The 15,480-nt window shown below is 59.2% G+C and carries 15 protein-coding genes, 1 tRNA gene and 1 riboswitch; of the genes, 11 read left to right on the plus strand and 5 right to left on the minus strand.

Annotated elements, in window-relative coordinates:
* The first annotated feature begins 44 nt into the window (after positions 1-44).
* A riboswitch (TPP riboswitch) is annotated at positions 45-151 on the plus strand.
* 57 nt (positions 152-208) lie between these two features.
* Both B0E33_RS16460 and B0E33_RS16465 read left to right on the plus strand, forming a co-directional pair.
* Complete coding sequence (locus B0E33_RS16460) at positions 209-1,054, plus strand: ABC transporter permease (RefSeq protein ID WP_322853542.1); 846 nt, start codon at positions 209-211, stop codon at positions 1,052-1,054.
* A gap of 22 nt (positions 1,055-1,076) precedes the next feature.
* The gene (locus tag B0E33_RS16465) at positions 1,077-2,018 is read left to right on the plus strand and encodes an ABC transporter substrate-binding protein (RefSeq protein ID WP_023003424.1); all 942 of its coding nucleotides are present in this window, start codon (positions 1,077-1,079) and stop codon (positions 2,016-2,018) included.
* A gap of 303 nt (positions 2,019-2,321) precedes the next feature.
* On the opposite strand, the gene rpoH is transcribed toward B0E33_RS16465, so the two are convergent.
* On the minus strand, positions 2,322-3,206 hold the full coding sequence (gene rpoH, locus B0E33_RS16470; RefSeq protein WP_023003423.1) for an RNA polymerase sigma factor RpoH: 885 nt from the start codon (positions 3,204-3,206) through the stop codon (positions 2,322-2,324).
* A 177-nt stretch (positions 3,207-3,383) separates the two neighbouring features.
* Positions 3,384-4,409 (minus strand): RluA family pseudouridine synthase, encoded by a 1,026-nt coding sequence (locus tag B0E33_RS16475; protein WP_077291778.1) that lies wholly within the window; start codon positions 4,407-4,409, stop codon positions 3,384-3,386.
* Between B0E33_RS16475 and B0E33_RS16480 the strand changes: the two genes are divergently transcribed.
* Positions 4,408-4,764 carry a hypothetical protein gene (locus tag B0E33_RS16480; protein ID WP_077291779.1) on the plus strand — a complete coding sequence of 119 codons (357 nt, stop codon included), beginning with the start codon at positions 4,408-4,410 and terminating at the stop codon, positions 4,762-4,764. The two genes, B0E33_RS16475 and B0E33_RS16480, sit on opposite strands and share 2 nt — an antisense overlap.
* 135 nt (positions 4,765-4,899) lie before the next feature.
* Positions 4,900-4,975: transfer RNA gene (locus B0E33_RS16485), tRNA-Glu, on the plus strand.
* A gap of 91 nt (positions 4,976-5,066) precedes the next feature.
* Here B0E33_RS16485 and B0E33_RS16490 read toward each other — a convergent pair.
* The 3 genes from B0E33_RS16490 to B0E33_RS16500 form a co-directional block, all read right to left on the minus strand.
* Positions 5,067-5,849, minus strand: coding sequence for a DeoR/GlpR family DNA-binding transcription regulator (locus B0E33_RS16490; RefSeq protein ID WP_055661274.1), 783 nt, complete (start codon positions 5,847-5,849; stop codon positions 5,067-5,069).
* Between the two features lie 148 nt (positions 5,850-5,997).
* Positions 5,998-7,308 carry a coiled-coil domain-containing protein gene (locus tag B0E33_RS16495; protein WP_208997641.1) on the minus strand — a complete coding sequence of 437 codons (1,311 nt, stop codon included), beginning with the start codon at positions 7,306-7,308 and terminating at the stop codon, positions 5,998-6,000.
* 139 nt (positions 7,309-7,447) lie between these two features.
* A complete protein-coding gene (locus B0E33_RS16500; RefSeq protein WP_023003415.1) occupies positions 7,448-8,053 on the minus strand; it encodes a DUF1134 domain-containing protein in 606 nt (201 codons plus the stop codon).
* A 273-nt stretch (positions 8,054-8,326) separates the two neighbouring features.
* Here B0E33_RS16500 and B0E33_RS16505 point away from each other — a divergent pair, with 273 nt between their 5' ends.
* The 7 genes from B0E33_RS16505 to B0E33_RS16535 all read left to right on the plus strand — a co-directional run bounded on the left by B0E33_RS16505 (position 8,327) and on the right by B0E33_RS16535 (position 15,444).
* On the plus strand, positions 8,327-8,662 hold the full coding sequence (locus B0E33_RS16505) for an eL24 family ribosomal protein (protein WP_208984764.1): 336 nt from the start codon (positions 8,327-8,329) through the stop codon (positions 8,660-8,662).
* A gap of 183 nt (positions 8,663-8,845) precedes the next feature.
* On the plus strand, positions 8,846-9,490 hold the full coding sequence (chpT, locus tag B0E33_RS16510) for a histidine phosphotransferase ChpT (protein WP_023003413.1): 645 nt from the start codon (positions 8,846-8,848) through the stop codon (positions 9,488-9,490).
* A 134-nt stretch (positions 9,491-9,624) separates the two neighbouring features.
* Positions 9,625-12,423, plus strand: a complete 2,799-nt coding sequence (locus B0E33_RS16515; RefSeq protein ID WP_055661212.1) for a hybrid sensor histidine kinase/response regulator — start codon at positions 9,625-9,627, stop codon at positions 12,421-12,423.
* Positions 12,420-12,911 (plus strand): chemotaxis protein CheW, encoded by a 492-nt coding sequence (locus tag B0E33_RS16520; protein ID WP_023003411.1) that lies wholly within the window; start codon positions 12,420-12,422, stop codon positions 12,909-12,911. Before B0E33_RS16515 ends, B0E33_RS16520 begins: the two co-directional genes overlap by 4 nt.
* Positions 12,912-12,947: 36 nt before the next feature.
* Positions 12,948-13,313: a response regulator gene (locus tag B0E33_RS16525; RefSeq protein WP_031270504.1), complete on the plus strand. Its 366-nt coding sequence runs from the start codon at positions 12,948-12,950 to the stop codon at positions 13,311-13,313.
* Positions 13,314-13,333: 20 nt separating this feature from the next.
* Complete coding sequence (locus B0E33_RS16530; RefSeq protein ID WP_023003409.1) at positions 13,334-14,557, plus strand: protein-glutamate methylesterase/protein-glutamine glutaminase; 1,224 nt, start codon at positions 13,334-13,336, stop codon at positions 14,555-14,557.
* Positions 14,554-15,444 (plus strand): CheR family methyltransferase, encoded by an 891-nt coding sequence (locus B0E33_RS16535; RefSeq protein WP_023003408.1) that lies wholly within the window; start codon positions 14,554-14,556, stop codon positions 15,442-15,444. Before B0E33_RS16530 ends, B0E33_RS16535 begins: the two co-directional genes overlap by 4 nt.
* Positions 15,445-15,480 lie beyond the last annotated feature (36 nt).

Consider the following 15,480-nt stretch of genomic DNA (forward strand, 5'->3'; position numbering starts at 1 on the left):
CCTCACGGCGGCTTGCCTTTTTCCGTCACACAAGGCATGGTCCGCCTTGGTCCGAGGGGTGTTCCGGTTACCGGAGCTGAGATGGCGTAATGCCGAACCCTTAGAACCTGATCCGGGTCATGCCGGCGAAGGGACGGAATCCTTAGCCTATTCCCGGATCTCCATTGTCATTTTCGGCTTGTCCGAAGACGGGAGATCCTATGCGTACTTGTCTGCGACCACTGCGGTCGCCGCACATCCGAATGCCGGTATCGGCTTTCATGCGTTCCTGTTGGCCAATGGCGGCGGGGGCTGCGGGATGATGGCGTTTGTGAAAGCTGTTGCCAGGACCATACTCGGCCTCCTGCTGACTGTCGCTATCTGGGCGGCAATCGTCCATGTGTTCGACACCCAGCATTATATCCTGCCGGGTCCGGACCGCGTCTTTACAGCCTTTGTCAAACACGCAGGCTTCCTTCTGCATCATGCCGGCATCACCGCCTATGAGACGGTGCTCGGGTTTGTGCTGGGGGCAGCCGCTGGGGCATTGCTATCCGTTCTTTTGTGGCTGTTTCCGATTGCTGCAAGATTTGCCATGCCGCCCATTCTGGTGACGCAGGCCCTGCCTGTTTTCGCAATCGCGCCGATCCTGGTGCTCTGGCTCGGTTTCGGGCTGGCCTCCAAGATCGTCGTCATCATCCTGGTCATCTTCTTCACGGTCACATCGACGTTTTTCGATGGCCTGCAGCGGCTTGACCCGGGTTTGTGCGATCTCGCCCGGCTTTATCGTCTGTCTCGCCTGAAGGAACTCTGGTTCTTTCGCCTGCCGTCAGGCTTGCCGGCGTTTGCCTCCGGCCTGCGGGTGGCCGCGGTGTTCGCTCCCATGGGGGCGATCATCGGCGAATGGGCCGGGGCAAAAGGAGGCCTTGCCTTCATCATGCTTCAAAGCAGCAACCGGATGCAGGCGGACATGATGTTCGCCGCCCTGATCCTGCTCGCGGCGATGGTGCTGATCATGCGCTTTGCCGTGAACCATCTCACCCGACTTCTTGTTCCCTGGCAGCCGCTCACCTAGCTGCCGCTCTACGGAGGACCTCATGAAAAAACAAATCCTGTCACTAGCATTGGCGGCCGGGCTGCTGGCATCGGGGCCGGTACAGGCCAGTGAGAAACTGACCTTGCTGCTCGACTGGTTCATCAATCCGGATCACGCTCCGCTGGTAACTGCGCAGACCAAGGGTTTCTTCGAGGCAGAAGGCCTCGAGGTAGAGATCATCGAACCGGCGGACCCGGCAATGCCGCCGAAACTGGTTGCTGCCGGGCAGGGCGATATCGCGGTGTCCTATCAGCCGACGCTTCATGCGCAAATCGAGGAAGAGCTGCCGCTGAAATGGATCGGTACGCTGGTGGAAACGCCCCTCAATTCTCTCATCGTGCTCAAGGACGGCCCGATACAGGAACTGAAGGACCTCAAGGGCAAGAGTGTCGGATTTTCCGTGTCCGGCTTCGAGGACGCGATGCTGGGCCAGATGCTGCGTTCGGCCGGTTTGACCATGGATGATGTCGAGCTGGTGAACGTCAATTTCGCGTTGTCAGGCTCTCTGCTTGCCGGTCAGGTGGATGCGGTGATCGGCGCATATCGCAATTTCGAGCTCACCCAGCTCGAAATCGAAGGCAAACCCGGCAAGGCTTTCTTCCCCGAAGAAAACGGTGTGCCGATCTTTGATGAGCTGATCTATGTCGTCAACAAGGACAAGACGGACGATCCACGCTTCGCCAAGTTCCTGGCAGCCGTGGAGGCGGCCACCATCTATCTGAGCAATCACCCGGAAGAAGCCTGGAATGCCTTCATAGAAGCGTATCCGAACCTCAATGACGAGCTGAACAGGCGGGCATGGTTCGATACGTTGCCGCGGTTCGCCAAGCGTCCGGCTGCACTTGATGAAGGCCGCTACCAGCGCTTTGCGGAATTCATGGCCGAAGCCGGTCTGATCAGCAAGGTCGTGCCGGTGGAGAGCTACACAGCCGAAATTCGCTGAGGGGTTGAAGGAACGTTGCCAGGGACAAGACGGCGCTGGAGCCAGTCTCCAACGCTTCTGACCACCGGCAAAGAAGCTCCCTCTCTCCGTCGTCACCTCGGCCAAGCGTAGCGCGAGCCGGGGCCGGGGAGGCGGAAGTCTCTGTGAGTGTCTGTGGTTTTCAGGCGATGGCTTCCGGGCTCTCCGATCCCGGATCTTCGCTGCGCTGCGTCCGGGATGACACCGGGAAGGACTTTCAAGCAAAAAGAAAAGCGCTGGAGCCTGGGCTCCAGCGCTTTTTTGTCTCTTCCAGGTTCGGCTATCTCAGGCGGCGGGCTGGTCCATTGTGCGGGCGCTGTTGCGCACGGCTTTCTGAACCTTTTCGAAAGCGCGAACCTCGATCTGGCGGACGCGCTCGCGGCTGACACCGAATTCGCCCGAAAGGTCTTCCAGCGTCATCGGGTCTTCGGCCAGGCGACGTGCTTCAAAGATGCGCCGTTCGCGCTCGTTGAGCACGTCCATCGCGTCGTTCAACATCTTGCGACGCATGTCCAGCTCTTCCTGATTGGCAAGCAGGGTTTCCTGACTGTCGCTTTCATCGACAAGCCAGTCCTGCCATTCACCGGCATCAGCTTCCGCGCGCACGGGCGCATTCAGGCTGGCATCGCCGCCCAGACGGCGGTTCATGGACACCACTTCCTCCTCGGATACCCCGAGTTTGGTGGCAATCTCAGAGACCTGATGCGGCTTCAGATCGCCTTCGTCCAGCGCCTGGATCTTGCCCTTGAGGCGACGCAGGTTGAAGAACAGGCGTTTCTGGTTGGCCGTGGTCCCCATTTTCACGAGGGACCATGAGCGCAGGATATATTCCTGAATAGCCGCCTTGATCCACCACATGGCATAGGTCGCGAGCCGGAACCCCTTGTCCGGTTCAAAGCGCTTGACCGCTTGCATCAGGCCGACGTTGCCTTCGGAAACGACTTCTCCAATCGGCAGGCCATACCCGCGGTAACCCATGGCAATCTTGGCGACGAGGCGTAGATGGGAATTGACTAGGCGTTCTGCAGCTTCAGGGTCTTCATGCTCTTTGTAGCGCTTGGCGAGCATGTACTCTTCCTGCGGCTGAAGCATCGGAAACTTGCGGATCTCGTCCAGATACCGGCTAAGACCGCCTTCCCCTGCTGTAAGCGTCGGAACGTTCTGGGCCATAACATGCACCCCCTTTCGTCAAGTTTGCGACCCCTTCCTCCCGCTGCCCCGCAGTGATACGCAAGCAAGCCATTTTTGAGGGAAGGCGGACGCACAATAGTGTCCGTACAGGCACACAAGAGCTTCTAATATAGGTCCAAATTGGCCGATTGCATGGTCAGAAAACGAAAACGCATCCTAAAATTTTTGTAATCCGGACAAAAGATTTGCGAAATCATCCGGGTAAGGGCTCTCAAAGCGCAAGGTTTTACCATTTTCCGGGTGTTCGAAAGCCAGCAGGCCGGCATGCAGGGCTTGCCTGTGAAAACCGTTCACGAGGCTTTTGAGCGGCTCATCGAGCCTGTTTGCCTTGGTCTTGAAACCCGACCCGTAATCATCGTCTCCGATCAGCGGATGGCCAATGTGGGCCATGTGCACGCGGATCTGGTGGGTGCGTCCGGTTTCAAGGCGGCATTCCAGCAGCGAGGCGAGCGCAGGCTGTTCGGCGTTGCCGAAGCGCTCCTTCACCTGCCAGTGTGTGATGGCGTGGCGGCCGGACGTCTTGACGACGGCAATCTTCTGACGGTTTGCCTGTGAACGGGCCAGATTGGCATTGATCGTGCCTTTCAGGCCGGAGGGTGCCCCCCAGACCAGAGCCGAATAGGCGCGTTCCAGCGGTCCGGTGCGGCCGTGGTCGGCAAACTGGGCTGCAAGGCCCTTGTGAGCCTGGTCGGTCTTGGCGACGACAAGCAGTCCGGAGGTGTCCTTGTCGATCCTGTGAACGATGCCGGGGCGCTTCACGCCGCCGATGCCGGAAAGGCTGTCACCGCAATGATGGATGAGTGCATTGACGAGGGTGCCGGTCCAGTTGCCGGCACCAGGATGGACGACAAGCCCCGCCGGTTTGTCTACCACGATAAGGTGTTCGTCCTCAAAGACGACCGAGACGGGGATGTCCTCGCCCTTGGGCTCCGGGTCTTCTGCCTGCGGCAAAGTGAGGGTCAGGGCATCGCCTTCATTGACCCGGTATTTCGGCTCCACTATTTTCGCGCCGCCGACGGTGACGTCCCCGGACTTGATCAGGGACTGGATCCTGTTGCGGCTAAAGGCTTCCAGATGAGCCGCCAGCACCGCATCCAGCCGTTTCCCGGCATCGGCTGCATCAACTGTTAAACTGAAATCCTGGTCCAGACCGGCCGGATACTCGAGGGAATTGTCTGTCATGTCACAACCTGATTATCGGGATGAGGGGCCGGGTGAAAAGCCGCTTGATCCTGCGGCCGAACGCATCCAGGCCAAACTGAAGCGTTTGTTGCTCGGCTCGTCCCTCGTCATGATCGCCGGCTTTATCGCTGTCTTTGCAGCAATTCTCTACAAGATCAACTCCAATAAGTCCGATGTTTCAGCCGATCAATATGCCGCAACAGTGGCAGTTGGCGCTGACGCGGAAATTTTGCATGCCGACCTTTCGAACGGTCTCTTGCTGGTTCTGGTGCGCGAAGGCAGCAAGACGGCGCTACTGCGCTTCGATCCCGTCACGGGCAAGCAACTGGGCCGCACGGATTTTGTGGCACGCTGACGTAGCGTCGCGCGTGTCGCGCGCGGTTATGAACAGGCATGTGACAGAAAAATGAAAATTAGGGCTTGCGTCTTTTGTCATGCAGCCGTATACGCACGGTCCTCGGCTTGAGACACTGAGCTTCTCAAGCCCCGCGCGCCCATCGTCTAGCGGTCTAGGACGCCGCCCTTTCACGGCGGAAACACGGGTTCGAGTCCCGTTGGGCGTGCCATTTCTCCCCAAGGCACAAACAGCATATCCACATCCTGCGCACAGGGTTCTCCACCCGTTTGTGCACCGGTTACACGGAGTGCTGTGTTCGATTAGCCGGCAGTGCTGTCTTCCTGCTGGCCGGTCTCGATCAGTTCGACTTCTGCGTCTTGCGCGATCTGCGCGAAATCTGGCGAGGGGCAATAATCCGTTACGAAAGTAGTGACCTGTCGCAGGTGTCCGACACGGACCGGTGCAGTGCGCTCGAACTTGGTGCTGTCGGCGGCCAGAATGACGTGCCTGGCGTTGTCCATGATGGTCTTGGTGACTTTCACTTCCCGGTAGTCGTAATCGAGCAGGGAGCCGTCGGGATCGATCGCGGAAGCGCCGATGACGGCAAAATCGACCTTGAACTGGCGCATGAAGTCCACCGCGGCCTCGCCGACAATGCCGCCGTCGGAATGGCGCAACACGCCACCGGCAATCACCACCTCGATCTGGGAATAGCCGCGCATCAGGCTGGCGACGTTGATGTTGTTGGTGATCACCATCAGGCCGCGATGCTGGAGCAGCGCCTGTGCGACGGCTTCCGTGGTGGTGCCGATGTTGATGAAGATGGACGCGTTGTCAGGAATGAGCGAGGCAACCTTCTCGCCGATGTCTGCCTTTTCCCTGCTGGAGATGATCCTGCGCGCCTCGTAGCCGACATTTTCGATGCCGGACGACAGCAGGGCCCCGCCGTGGGTGCGCGCCAGCAGGCGCCGGTCGCAAAGCTCGTTGAGGTCCTTGCGGATCGTCTGCGGGCTGACATCAAACCGCCGGGCGAGATCGTCGACGCTGACGCGGCCCATCTGCCGTGCGAGTTCGAGAATGGCGTTGTGGCGTTCGATCAACATGTACGGCAGACTCATCCTGTGCATGACGGGCTGGCTGCGTTCCTGCATCTGCAAACGGAAATGCGGGCGAAGAGCAGCAGCGCGTCAGGTTCGTTCAATATTCGGACGAATGTCCATCGGACTAGATGACCGGAGCGACCTGCTCAGATCAAGCCACATCTTTCTTTTTTTGTTTCGTGGCTTTCGTTTTCCGGTCGCTGTCTTGCGCGGCGCCGGTACTTGCAGGCGTTGTTTCCGCCTCCGGCTTTGGCTTGTTCCGGCTGGAAGCAACGATCCTGCTTACCAGCGCTTCAGCCGCGTTGGCGATATCGCCGGATCTTGATTGTGCTTGTGCCGTGCCCTGGTCCGCGTCTGCCTGCAGATTTTCCTTGGAGGATGCCTCAGGCCGGTTGCGATCTTCCGGCGGGCTGTCCTTGGTCTGAAGAGAAACCGGGACGAAAGGCAGTGCCGGCTTTGCGGGAGCGCCTGCGGCAGAAGCATTGACGGCTGGAGACGCCTGACCGGTCAGCTTTTCGGCAAGGGCGCGGAAATCGCGGCGCAGATCCACGAGAGCTGGAACCGAGGACAGGTCCTTCTGCAGCTTTGCCATCTGGGCGGTGATCCGCTGAAGCGCACGGTCTTTTTCAGCAGCGTCGGCCTGGTAGCGGGCGGCTTCGCCGGAAAGCTTTTCCAGCTCGGCATCAAGATGTTTCTGGCGCTCGTTTTCCGGAAGCCTGGCTGCGTCCAGCATCAGCGACAGACGGGTGACTTCAGCCTGTGCGGACACATAGTTGGATTCCGTGTCGACCAATTGGGCTTCCAGTTCGGCGAGCCTTGTCTTTGCGGTTTCGCTGCGCACAGCGTCCATCTGGCCTGCAACTGTCGGCTCATACCGGGCCAGCTTGGCCTTCAAAGTGGCAACTTCCGCTTCAAGTCCGGTGATTGTGGCAAGTGCCATGGTGCCGGACGCCGGCAGCCAGCCGCTGTCGTCTTCTGCGGGTTCTTCCGGCTTCGCCTCGGCAGGCGTGTCTTCGGGAGCCTTGGTCCAGCTTTCCGCAAGAGCCCGTTCGGCTTCCGACAGCTTCTTTTTCAGGGAGGTCACTTCGGACGACAGCATGTCGACAGCGTGCTGATCACTTGCCTGGGCGGCGACCTTGGCTTCCAGGCCGGAAATCGTTTCCTTGTGAGATTTCGTCAGCGCTTCAACTTCCGCCCGCATCAGTGTGGTTTCGAGCTGAAACTTCGCAGCCTTCTCACGTTCGTTGTCGAGACGCTTCTCGACACGGCGCAATTCTACCGCGTGGCGCGCGCGTTCCTGATCCTGGGCAGCGCGGACTTCGGCGTAACTGGTCGGATTGACGGCGCGCAGGGCTTCTTCGGTCAGTCGGGCGGCCCGGCGGTAAAATGCAGGCAGGATTGCCAGTCCGATCAGGCCGGCGGTGCAAAACCCCAGCGCCACATACATCGCTGCTTCAATCAAGTCCGGCTCCCGGTTACGTTCTAAAAAACGCCCACAACTCCATCATTAGACGACAGTCGCCCTGCCGCCAAGTGTCCTGCGTGGAACGAATGCAACCCGTCTTCGTCGCCAGGTTGCGACAGCCGCCTTTCCGGTCCGATCAGAACGGGTTCCAGGTCGGCTTGTCGGTGAACTTCAGGTATCCCATGTTCAGCCCGAGACGGGCGCCGACACCGGCGCGCACAGGCACCAGCACGATTTCGTTGTTCAAGAGCACGGTCATGCCGACCCCGCCGACCAGGTAAGCCGATCCGTTGACACCGGCAAAGCGGGTGTAGAGGGAGTTCACGGTGGGCAGGTTATAGACCAGCATCATCACCCGCGCACCATCCGCGCCAAAGTCCCAGCCTACGGACGGGCCTTGCCAGAACAGCTTGTGAGTGCCGGCGTTGCGTGTGTAGAGGTTGCCTTCGCCATAGCGGGCGCCGGCGATGAGCGCTCCGGAGCCTTCTTCGCCGAGCACGTAACCGTTCGGTTCGCCGTAGCTGGAGAAGGCCTTCTCGACGACTGATGCAAGCCCACCCGAAACAGAGCCGAAGAACTGGTGGCCTGCCTGCAGGATTTCGTCCTGGTCGTAGGTTTGTCCAGACGGAATGGGCTCGTTGCCGGAATTCTGGGAGTACGCCGGGTTGGAAAACGCAAATGCACACAAGGCCAGGAACGCAGCCGATATCAGGGATACAACTCGCCGGGAACTTTGTGCCATTCGATATTCTCCCAAAATCTGTTGGCCGCGCCGATTGTTGCCGCTCGGTCAGACCGCAATGTTAAACTGATGCAATATCATGCTGATTCGCATGAGATGGTGCACCTTACATAAGCCGAATCAATGGAAAGCTGGCCTCAAAAAAAGACAAGGTTATGTCTTTGTGCTGTATTGATCCTGCTCTCCTGTCTTTTTGCGGGGAAAGTCTTCGCGCGTCCCCAGGTTTTCGTTCCCGATCCGATCACGGGATACGCGCTCGGCGGACATGACCCGGTGAGCTATTTCGTCGATGGTTACCCGCGCAAGGGAAAGCGGAACCATGTGCACAAATGGGGTGGCACGGAATGGATCTTCGTCAATGAAGGCAATCTTGCCGCCTTCAAGCGGGATCCTGAAGCCTATGCACCGCTTTTTGCCGCCTGCGGCGGGTATGCGCTGTCCGAAGGCTTTGGCACGGCGGGCAATCCGTTCATCTATGCCATTGTCGACGGACGGCTGGTCTTTTTCCATTCGGTGGTCAACCGGTTCCTGTTCGTCGTCAACGGCAGCCAGCTGATGACGGCGGCCCAAGACAATGCCGAACGGGTCGGCTGCGTGCCGATGCGGTAGGTGGTTACCCGGTTAAACTGCTCCCGGACGCCGGAAAAGGCGGATTTCGGGGCAAACTTTCATCTGGATGACATGGTTTGCTGTCCGCCGCTGCCTTGGCAGCCGCTGTGCGGATGTGTAACTCTTGCAACCACTATATCGAATCAGTTTCCGCCGCCTCCTCAAGAAGAGCCTCAAAACGCCATGTCTGCACTAAAAGAGCTTTCCTCTCTTGATCTTGCCGCCCTGGTGGCCAGCCGCGTCTGCCACGACATCATTTCTCCCGTAGGGGCGATAACCAACGGGTTGGAAGTGCTGGACGAGGAGGGGTCGGAGGACATGCGTGAATTCGCCATGGACCTCATCCGCAAGAGTGCGCGCCAGGCATCTGCAAAACTGCAGTTCGCCCGTCTTGCCTTCGGCGCTGCAGGCTCGGCAGGCGCGGAGATCGACCTGGGGGACGCTCAGGTCGTTGCCACCGGGTTCATGGAAAACGAAAAATCCGATCTAAATTGGCAATTGACCCGGCACCTGATGCCGAAGAACTACGTAAAACTACTTCTCAACTTGATCCTCATCGCCAACCAGTGCGTTCCGCGTGGTGGAGAAATCAAGGTTGAAATGGAAGGCGACCCACAATCTCCGTCCTTCACGCTTCAGGCCAGCGGCCTCAATCCACGCATTCCGCTCGGAATGAAGGAAACTCTGAGCGGAGAAGAGCCTGAACGGGTCGATGCGCACTCGGTTCAGCCGATCTACACGTTGCTGCTCGCCCGTGAATGCGGCATGGTATTAACGATAGATAAACAAGAAGAGTTGGTAAAAATAACGGCCCTCTTGGCAGAATAAACAAGGCCTCTAAAAGTCTCCATCCGCTTCAGCGTATCTTAACTGTTTGCCGTCAACCTAGCTCTCATGGACTTCTCGGTCCAGACGTCCCTTTTGGGATGCGGAACCAGTAACAAGTCGGGTGAGAGCAGGCCATGGACGACCTCCTCAGGGAATTCATTACAGAGACGAACGAAAGTCTCGATGTTGTTGACGTTGAGCTCGTAAAATTCGAGCAGGAACCGAACAACGCGACTATCCTAGATAATATTTTCCGCCTGGTGCACACGATCAAGGGCACCTGTGGCTTCCTGGGTCTTCCCCGTCTTGAAGGTATCGCGCATGCGGCTGAGACCCTCATGGGCAAGTTCCGCGATGGCGCTCCTGTCACGCAAGAAGCCGTTTCCCTCATTCTGACCTCGATCGACCAGATCAAGGACATTCTGGGTGAACTGGAAGCTGCCGAAGGCGAAGAGCCGCAAGGCGACGACAGTGAGCTGATCGGCCAGTTGGAAGAGATGTCCGCGAAAGCTGATGCCGCCATGAAGGGTGGCGCAGCCGTCACGGAAGCGCCTGTGGCTGAAGCCGTTGCGGCTGAGCCGGAAGCGCCTGCCGAAGAAGCTGCCGCCGAGCAAGCTCTTGAACGTCCGCTCCGTCCTGGCGAAGTGTCGCTGGACGAACTGGAGCGCGCGTTCCGCGAAACCGAAGTTGAAGTCGAAGTCGCCGAGCCGGAAGTTCCGGAACTCGAAGAGATCGTCGACGAAGCCGATGAGCCAGAGCCTGCTCCCGTTGCGGTCAAGGCAGAAGCCAAGGCGGCTGCGAAAGCCCCGGCGAAAAAGGCTGGCGGCGAAGGCGGCGAGAAGAAATCCTCCGGTGGCGGTGTTTCCAACCAGAGCATCCGCGTTGCGGTCGACACGCTCGAGCACCTGATGACCATGGTGTCCGAACTGGTGCTGACCCGGAACCAGCTTCTGGAAATCGTACGCCGCCATGAAGACAGCGAATTCAAGGTGCCGCTGCAGCGTCTGTCGAATGTAACTGCCGAACTGCAGGAAGGCGTCATGGCGACGCGCATGCAGCCGATCGGCAATGCCTGGCAGAAACTGCCGCGCATCGTTCGCGATCTCAGCCAGGAACTTGAAAAGCCGATCGAACTGGAAATGATCGGTGCGGATACCGAACTGGACCGCCAGGTTCTCGAGATGATCAAGGACCCGCTCACGCACATGGTCCGCAACTCGGCCGACCATGGTCTTGAGCGCCCGGATGAGCGCCGCTCTGCAGGCAAGCCTGAAAAGGGTACCATTACCCTGGCGGCTTACCATGAAGGCGGCCACATCATCATCGAAGTTCGCGATGACGGTAAGGGCATCGACGTCGACAAGGTGAAGGCGAAGGTCGTGGAACGCGGCCTGGCGTCGGAAGCCGAAGTCGACAAGATGACGGACGCCCAGATCCACAAGTTCATCTTCGCAGCCGGGTTCTCCACGGCCGCAAAGGTCACGAGCGTGTCCGGCCGCGGCGTCGGCATGGATGTCGTCCGCAACAACATCGAACTGATCGGCGGTACTGTCGACCTGCGCTCTACCCAGGGCAAGGGCTCGAGCTTCATCATCAAGATCCCGCTGACGCTTGCCATTGTTTCGACGCTGATCGTCGAAGCCGGCGGCGACCGGTTCGCCATCCCGCAGCTTTCCGTTGTCGAACTGGTCCGCGTGCAGACCAATTCGGAACACCGTATAGAGCGGATCAAGGACACCCCGGTCCTGCGCTTGCGCAACAAGCTGCTGCCGCTGGTGCACCTGTCCCAGCTCCTCGGTATCTATGAGGGCGAAAACGCGGACGAGGCGATTGATGCGGACAACGGCTTTATCGTTGTCATGCAGGTCGGGAGCCAGACATTCGGCGTGGTTGTCGACGGTGTCTTCCATACGGAGGAAATCGTGGTCAAGCCGATGTCGACGATGCTGCGCAACCTCGGCATGTTCTCCGGCAACACCATCCTGGGCGACGGTTCCGTGATCATGATCATCGATCCGAACGGTATCGCCGGTGCCATGGCAAGTCATGCATCCAGCGCGGTCACAGAGAACCAGGAAGACGAACGGGAAGACCTGCAGAGCCGCGCGATTTCCGGCCAGAGCTCGATCTCGCTTCTGCTGTTCCGTGCCGGTGCGCCGGAACCGAAAGCCGTGCCGCTGTCTCTGGTCACGCGCCTGGAGGAGTTCGAGGTCTCCAAGATCGAACGGTCGAACGGCCGCGATCTGGTCCAGTACCGCGGTGCGCTCATGCCGCTCGTCTATCTGAACGAAGGCGACAGCCACAAGTCGGAAGGCACGCAGCCAATGCTGGTGTTCTCCGATGCGGGACGCTCCATGGGCCTCGTGGTCGACGAGATCGTCGACATCGTCGAGGACCGCATGAACATCGAAGTCGGTTCGGAACGTCCGGGCATCCTCGGCTCTGCCGTGGTGAAGGAACGTGCGACCGAGATCATCGACCTCGGCTACTATCTGCCGCAGGCCTTTGAAGACTGGTTCATGCGCAAGGAAATGGACATCGAGGCGCTGACGAAGAAGGTTCTCTTCGTGGATGACTCGTCCTTCTTCCGCAACATGCTGACACCGGTTCTGAAGGCTGCCGGCTACGATGTGACCACCTGTACCGGTCCGCATCAGGCGTTCGAACTTCTGGAAAACGGCGACAAGTTCCATGCGATCGTCAGTGATATCGAAATGCCGGAAATCAACGGCTTCGAGTTCTGTGAATCGCTGCGCCGCGATCCCCGGTTCCGCAATATCCCGATCCTGGCCTTGTCGTCCATGGTGACGCCGGCCTCGATCGAACGCGGCCGCCAGGCGGGCTTTGACGACTATGTCGCCAAATTCGACCGTCCGGGCCTGATCGCCGCCCTGAAAGACGTCTTCTCCGGTGAAATGGGAGCTGCAGCATGAGTGTGCTGGAACACAAACTGACCGCGGAGCAAAAAGCCGCAAGTGACATGATCCAGTATGTGACCGTCGTCATCGGCGGCCAGCTGTTCGGCCTGCCCATTTCCCAGGTTCACGACGTGTTCGTGCCGGAAAGCGTAACTCGCGTGCCGATGTCCGCACCCGAGGTTCAGGGTGTCCTGAACCTGCGTGGACGCATCGTCACCGCAATCAACATGCGCCGCCGCCTTCACTTGCCTCCGCTGAAGGAAGGGCAGATGATGGCCGTGGGCATCGAGTACAAGCAGGAAAGCTACGGCCTTGTCATCGACACGGTTGGTGAGGTGCTGACGCTGCCGTCCGCATCTGCAGAGCCCAACCCGTCGAACCTGGATCGCCGTTGGGCCGAGATCTCCGGAGGCGTCCATCGTCTGGACGGCCGCCTGATGGTCATTCTGGATGTCGACCGTCTGCTTGGTGCGATGTTCACCGAACCTATGGCTGCAGCATAACTGGGCCGCAATGGCCATTGAGTGGAGTTACGCCTGATGAAACAGTGCCTCGTAGTAGATGACTCAAGCGTCATCCGGAAGGTGGCTCGCCGCATTCTCGAGGATATGAATTTCGAGATTACGGAAGCGGAAGACGGCCAGAAGGCGCTTGACGAATGCCGCAAGACCATGCCGGACGCCATCCTGCTGGACTGGAACATGCCCGTCATGGACGGACTTGAGTTCCTGACCAGCCTGCGTGCGGAAGAAGGCGGAGAAAACCCGATCGTCGTATTCTGCACGACCGAAAACGATGTTGCTCACATCGCCCGCGCCATCCGCGCCGGTGCAAACGAGTACATCATGAAACCGTTTGACCGCGAAATCGTGGAAGCCAAGTTTCAGGAAGTCGGTCTTATCTAGTTTCGAGTTGGGCAGTCTAAATGGCGTTTGCGCAAAGAAGCATAACTGCGGGCACGAGTCCGGGCAGCGACCCCATCAAAGTCATGGTCGTAGATGACGCTGTCGTCATCCGCGGACTCCTGACACGCTGGCTCGGTGAAGACAAAAGTCTGAAAGTCGTCAGCTCGCATCGCAACGGCAAGCTTGCTGTAGAAGATATCGAAAAAAGCAATCCCGACGTCGTCGTTCTCGACATCGAGATGCCGGAAATGGACGGCATGACGGCCTTGCCGCTCATGCTGGCGAAGAAGCGCGATCTCGTCGTGATCATGGCTTCGACGCTGACCCGCCGCAACGCGGAAATCAGCCTGAAGGCCCTGTCTCTGGGCGCGGCCGACTATGTGCCGAAGCCGGAATCGACTTCCGAGGTCACGACGTCCATCGATTTTCGCCGTGAGCTGATCGAGAAGGTCAAGGCTCTTGGGGCACGTGCATTGCGCATGCGCGGTCCTGCGCGCACCATGCGGGCAGAAACCAGCGCAGGCCGCACCGCGCAGCCGGTCAGACCGATTTCTGCGCGTCCGGCAACGGATACAAGGGCGACCTTTCGCGGAGCTGCTCAACCGGCGGGAGCTGCTGCCGGTGCAGTGAAGTACCAGACACGTCCGTACTCTTCCGCGCGTCCGCGCATCCTTGCGATCGGTTCCTCGACGGGCGGTCCGCAGGCACTGCAGGAAGTCATGCGCGAAGTCGGTACGGCCATGAATGATGTGCCGGTGGTCATCACCCAGCATATGCCGCCAACCTTCACTGCCATTCTGGCCGAGCATATGGGCAAGGCTGCCCTGCGTCCGTCCAAGGAAGGTGAAGATGGCGAAGTGCTGAAGCCCGGCAATATCTATGTCGCGCCTGGCGGCAAGCACATGATCGTGGAAAAGGACGGCGGTGTCGCCAAGATCCGGCTGACCGACGGTCCTCCCGTGAATTTCTGCAAGCCTGCCGTCGATCCCCTGTTCGACAGCGTTGCGAAGGTATTCGGTTCGGCAAGCCTGGGTGTCATCCTGACCGGTATGGGTCATGACGGCGCTGAAGGCGTCAAGACGATTGCAGCAGGCGGCGGCAGCGTGATCACGCAGGACGAAGCCACAAGCGTGGTCTGGGGCATGCCGGGCGCAGCTGCACAAACGGGCGTTTGCAGCGAAATTCTACCCTTGAAGGAGATCGGCCCGAAGATCTCGCGCGTTCTGAAGGGGAACACGAGATGACCCCGAGCGAGTTCGAGTTTCTGAAAAACTTCCTGAAGACCCGTTCCGGCCTGGTTCTGTCCAACGACAAGCAATACCTGGTCGAAAGCCGTCTTCTGCCGATTGCACGCAGCTCCAAGCTGGAAACGCTCAGTGCGGTGATCCAGCAGCTTCAGCGCGGCACCAACAGAGCGCTGGAAACGGACGTCGTTGAGGCGATGACGACCAACGAGTCGTTCTTCTTTCGCGACAAGACACCGTTCGAGCACTTCAAGGACACGATGCTGCCGGCGCTGCTGGAAAGCCGCGCGACACGCAAGCAGATCAAGATCTGGTGTGCGGCTGCCTCGACCGGGCAGGAGCCTTATTCCCTGGGCATCTGCCTGAAGGAAGATGCGGCCAAGATGGCTGGCTGGCGAACCCGGATCCTGGGTACGGACCTCTCCAATGAAGTGCTGGAAAAAGCCAAAACCGGCCTTTACAGCCAATTCGAGGTTCAGCGTGGTCTGCCGATCCAGATGCTGCTGAAATACTTCGAGCAGAAGGGTGACATGTGGCAGATCAATGCCGGCATGCGCGCCATGATCGAATGGAAGAAGCTGAACCTGCTGGAAAGCTTCACCCATCTGGGCGAGTTTGACATCATTTTCTGCCGCAACGTGCTGATCTACTTCGATCAGGCAACCAAGACGGAAATCCTCGGCCGGTTGGCGAAATCCCTGCCGGATGACGGGTATCTCGTTCTCGGTGCCGCAGAAACCGTGGTCGGTCTGACGGATGCCTTCAAGCCGGTGCCCGGTAAGAGAGGCCTCTTCCAGAAGAAACAGGCTGCACAGGCCGCAACCGGCACGGCAGCAACGCCCCGCCTGGCCGTGGGAGCTGGAGCAGGCCTGGGTCTGCAGCGTTAACCCTGCGTCCCTTCTTCGGCACGGTTCGGACATATC

Origin of the sequence: Roseibium algicola (assembly GCF_001999245.1) — a bacterium.
GTDB lineage: Bacteria > Pseudomonadota > Alphaproteobacteria > Rhizobiales > Stappiaceae > Roseibium > Roseibium algicola.

Coding starts and splice junctions, on each gene's coding strand:
- B0E33_RS16465 (WP_023003424.1), top strand. CDS start 1,077: ATGAAAAAACAAATCCTGTCACTAGCATTGGCGGCCGGGCTGCTGGCA.
- rpoH (WP_023003423.1), bottom strand. CDS start 3,206: ATGGCCCAGAACGTTCCGACGCTTACAGCAGGGGAAGGCGGTCTTAGC.
- B0E33_RS16480 (WP_077291779.1), top strand. CDS start 4,408: ATGTCACAACCTGATTATCGGGATGAGGGGCCGGGTGAAAAGCCGCTT.
- B0E33_RS16475 (WP_077291778.1), bottom strand. CDS start 4,409: ATGACAGACAATTCCCTCGAGTATCCGGCCGGTCTGGACCAGGATTTC.
- B0E33_RS16490 (WP_055661274.1), bottom strand. CDS start 5,849: ATGTTGATCGAACGCCACAACGCCATTCTCGAACTCGCACGGCAGATG.
- B0E33_RS16500 (WP_023003415.1), bottom strand. CDS start 8,053: ATGGCACAAAGTTCCCGGCGAGTTGTATCCCTGATATCGGCTGCGTTC.
- chpT (WP_023003413.1), top strand. CDS start 8,846: ATGTCTGCACTAAAAGAGCTTTCCTCTCTTGATCTTGCCGCCCTGGTG.
- B0E33_RS16515 (WP_055661212.1), top strand. CDS start 9,625: ATGGACGACCTCCTCAGGGAATTCATTACAGAGACGAACGAAAGTCTC.
- B0E33_RS16520 (WP_023003411.1), top strand. CDS start 12,420: ATGAGTGTGCTGGAACACAAACTGACCGCGGAGCAAAAAGCCGCAAGT.
- B0E33_RS16525 (WP_031270504.1), top strand. CDS start 12,948: ATGAAACAGTGCCTCGTAGTAGATGACTCAAGCGTCATCCGGAAGGTG.
- B0E33_RS16530 (WP_023003409.1), top strand. CDS start 13,334: ATGGCGTTTGCGCAAAGAAGCATAACTGCGGGCACGAGTCCGGGCAGC.
- B0E33_RS16535 (WP_023003408.1), top strand. CDS start 14,554: ATGACCCCGAGCGAGTTCGAGTTTCTGAAAAACTTCCTGAAGACCCGT.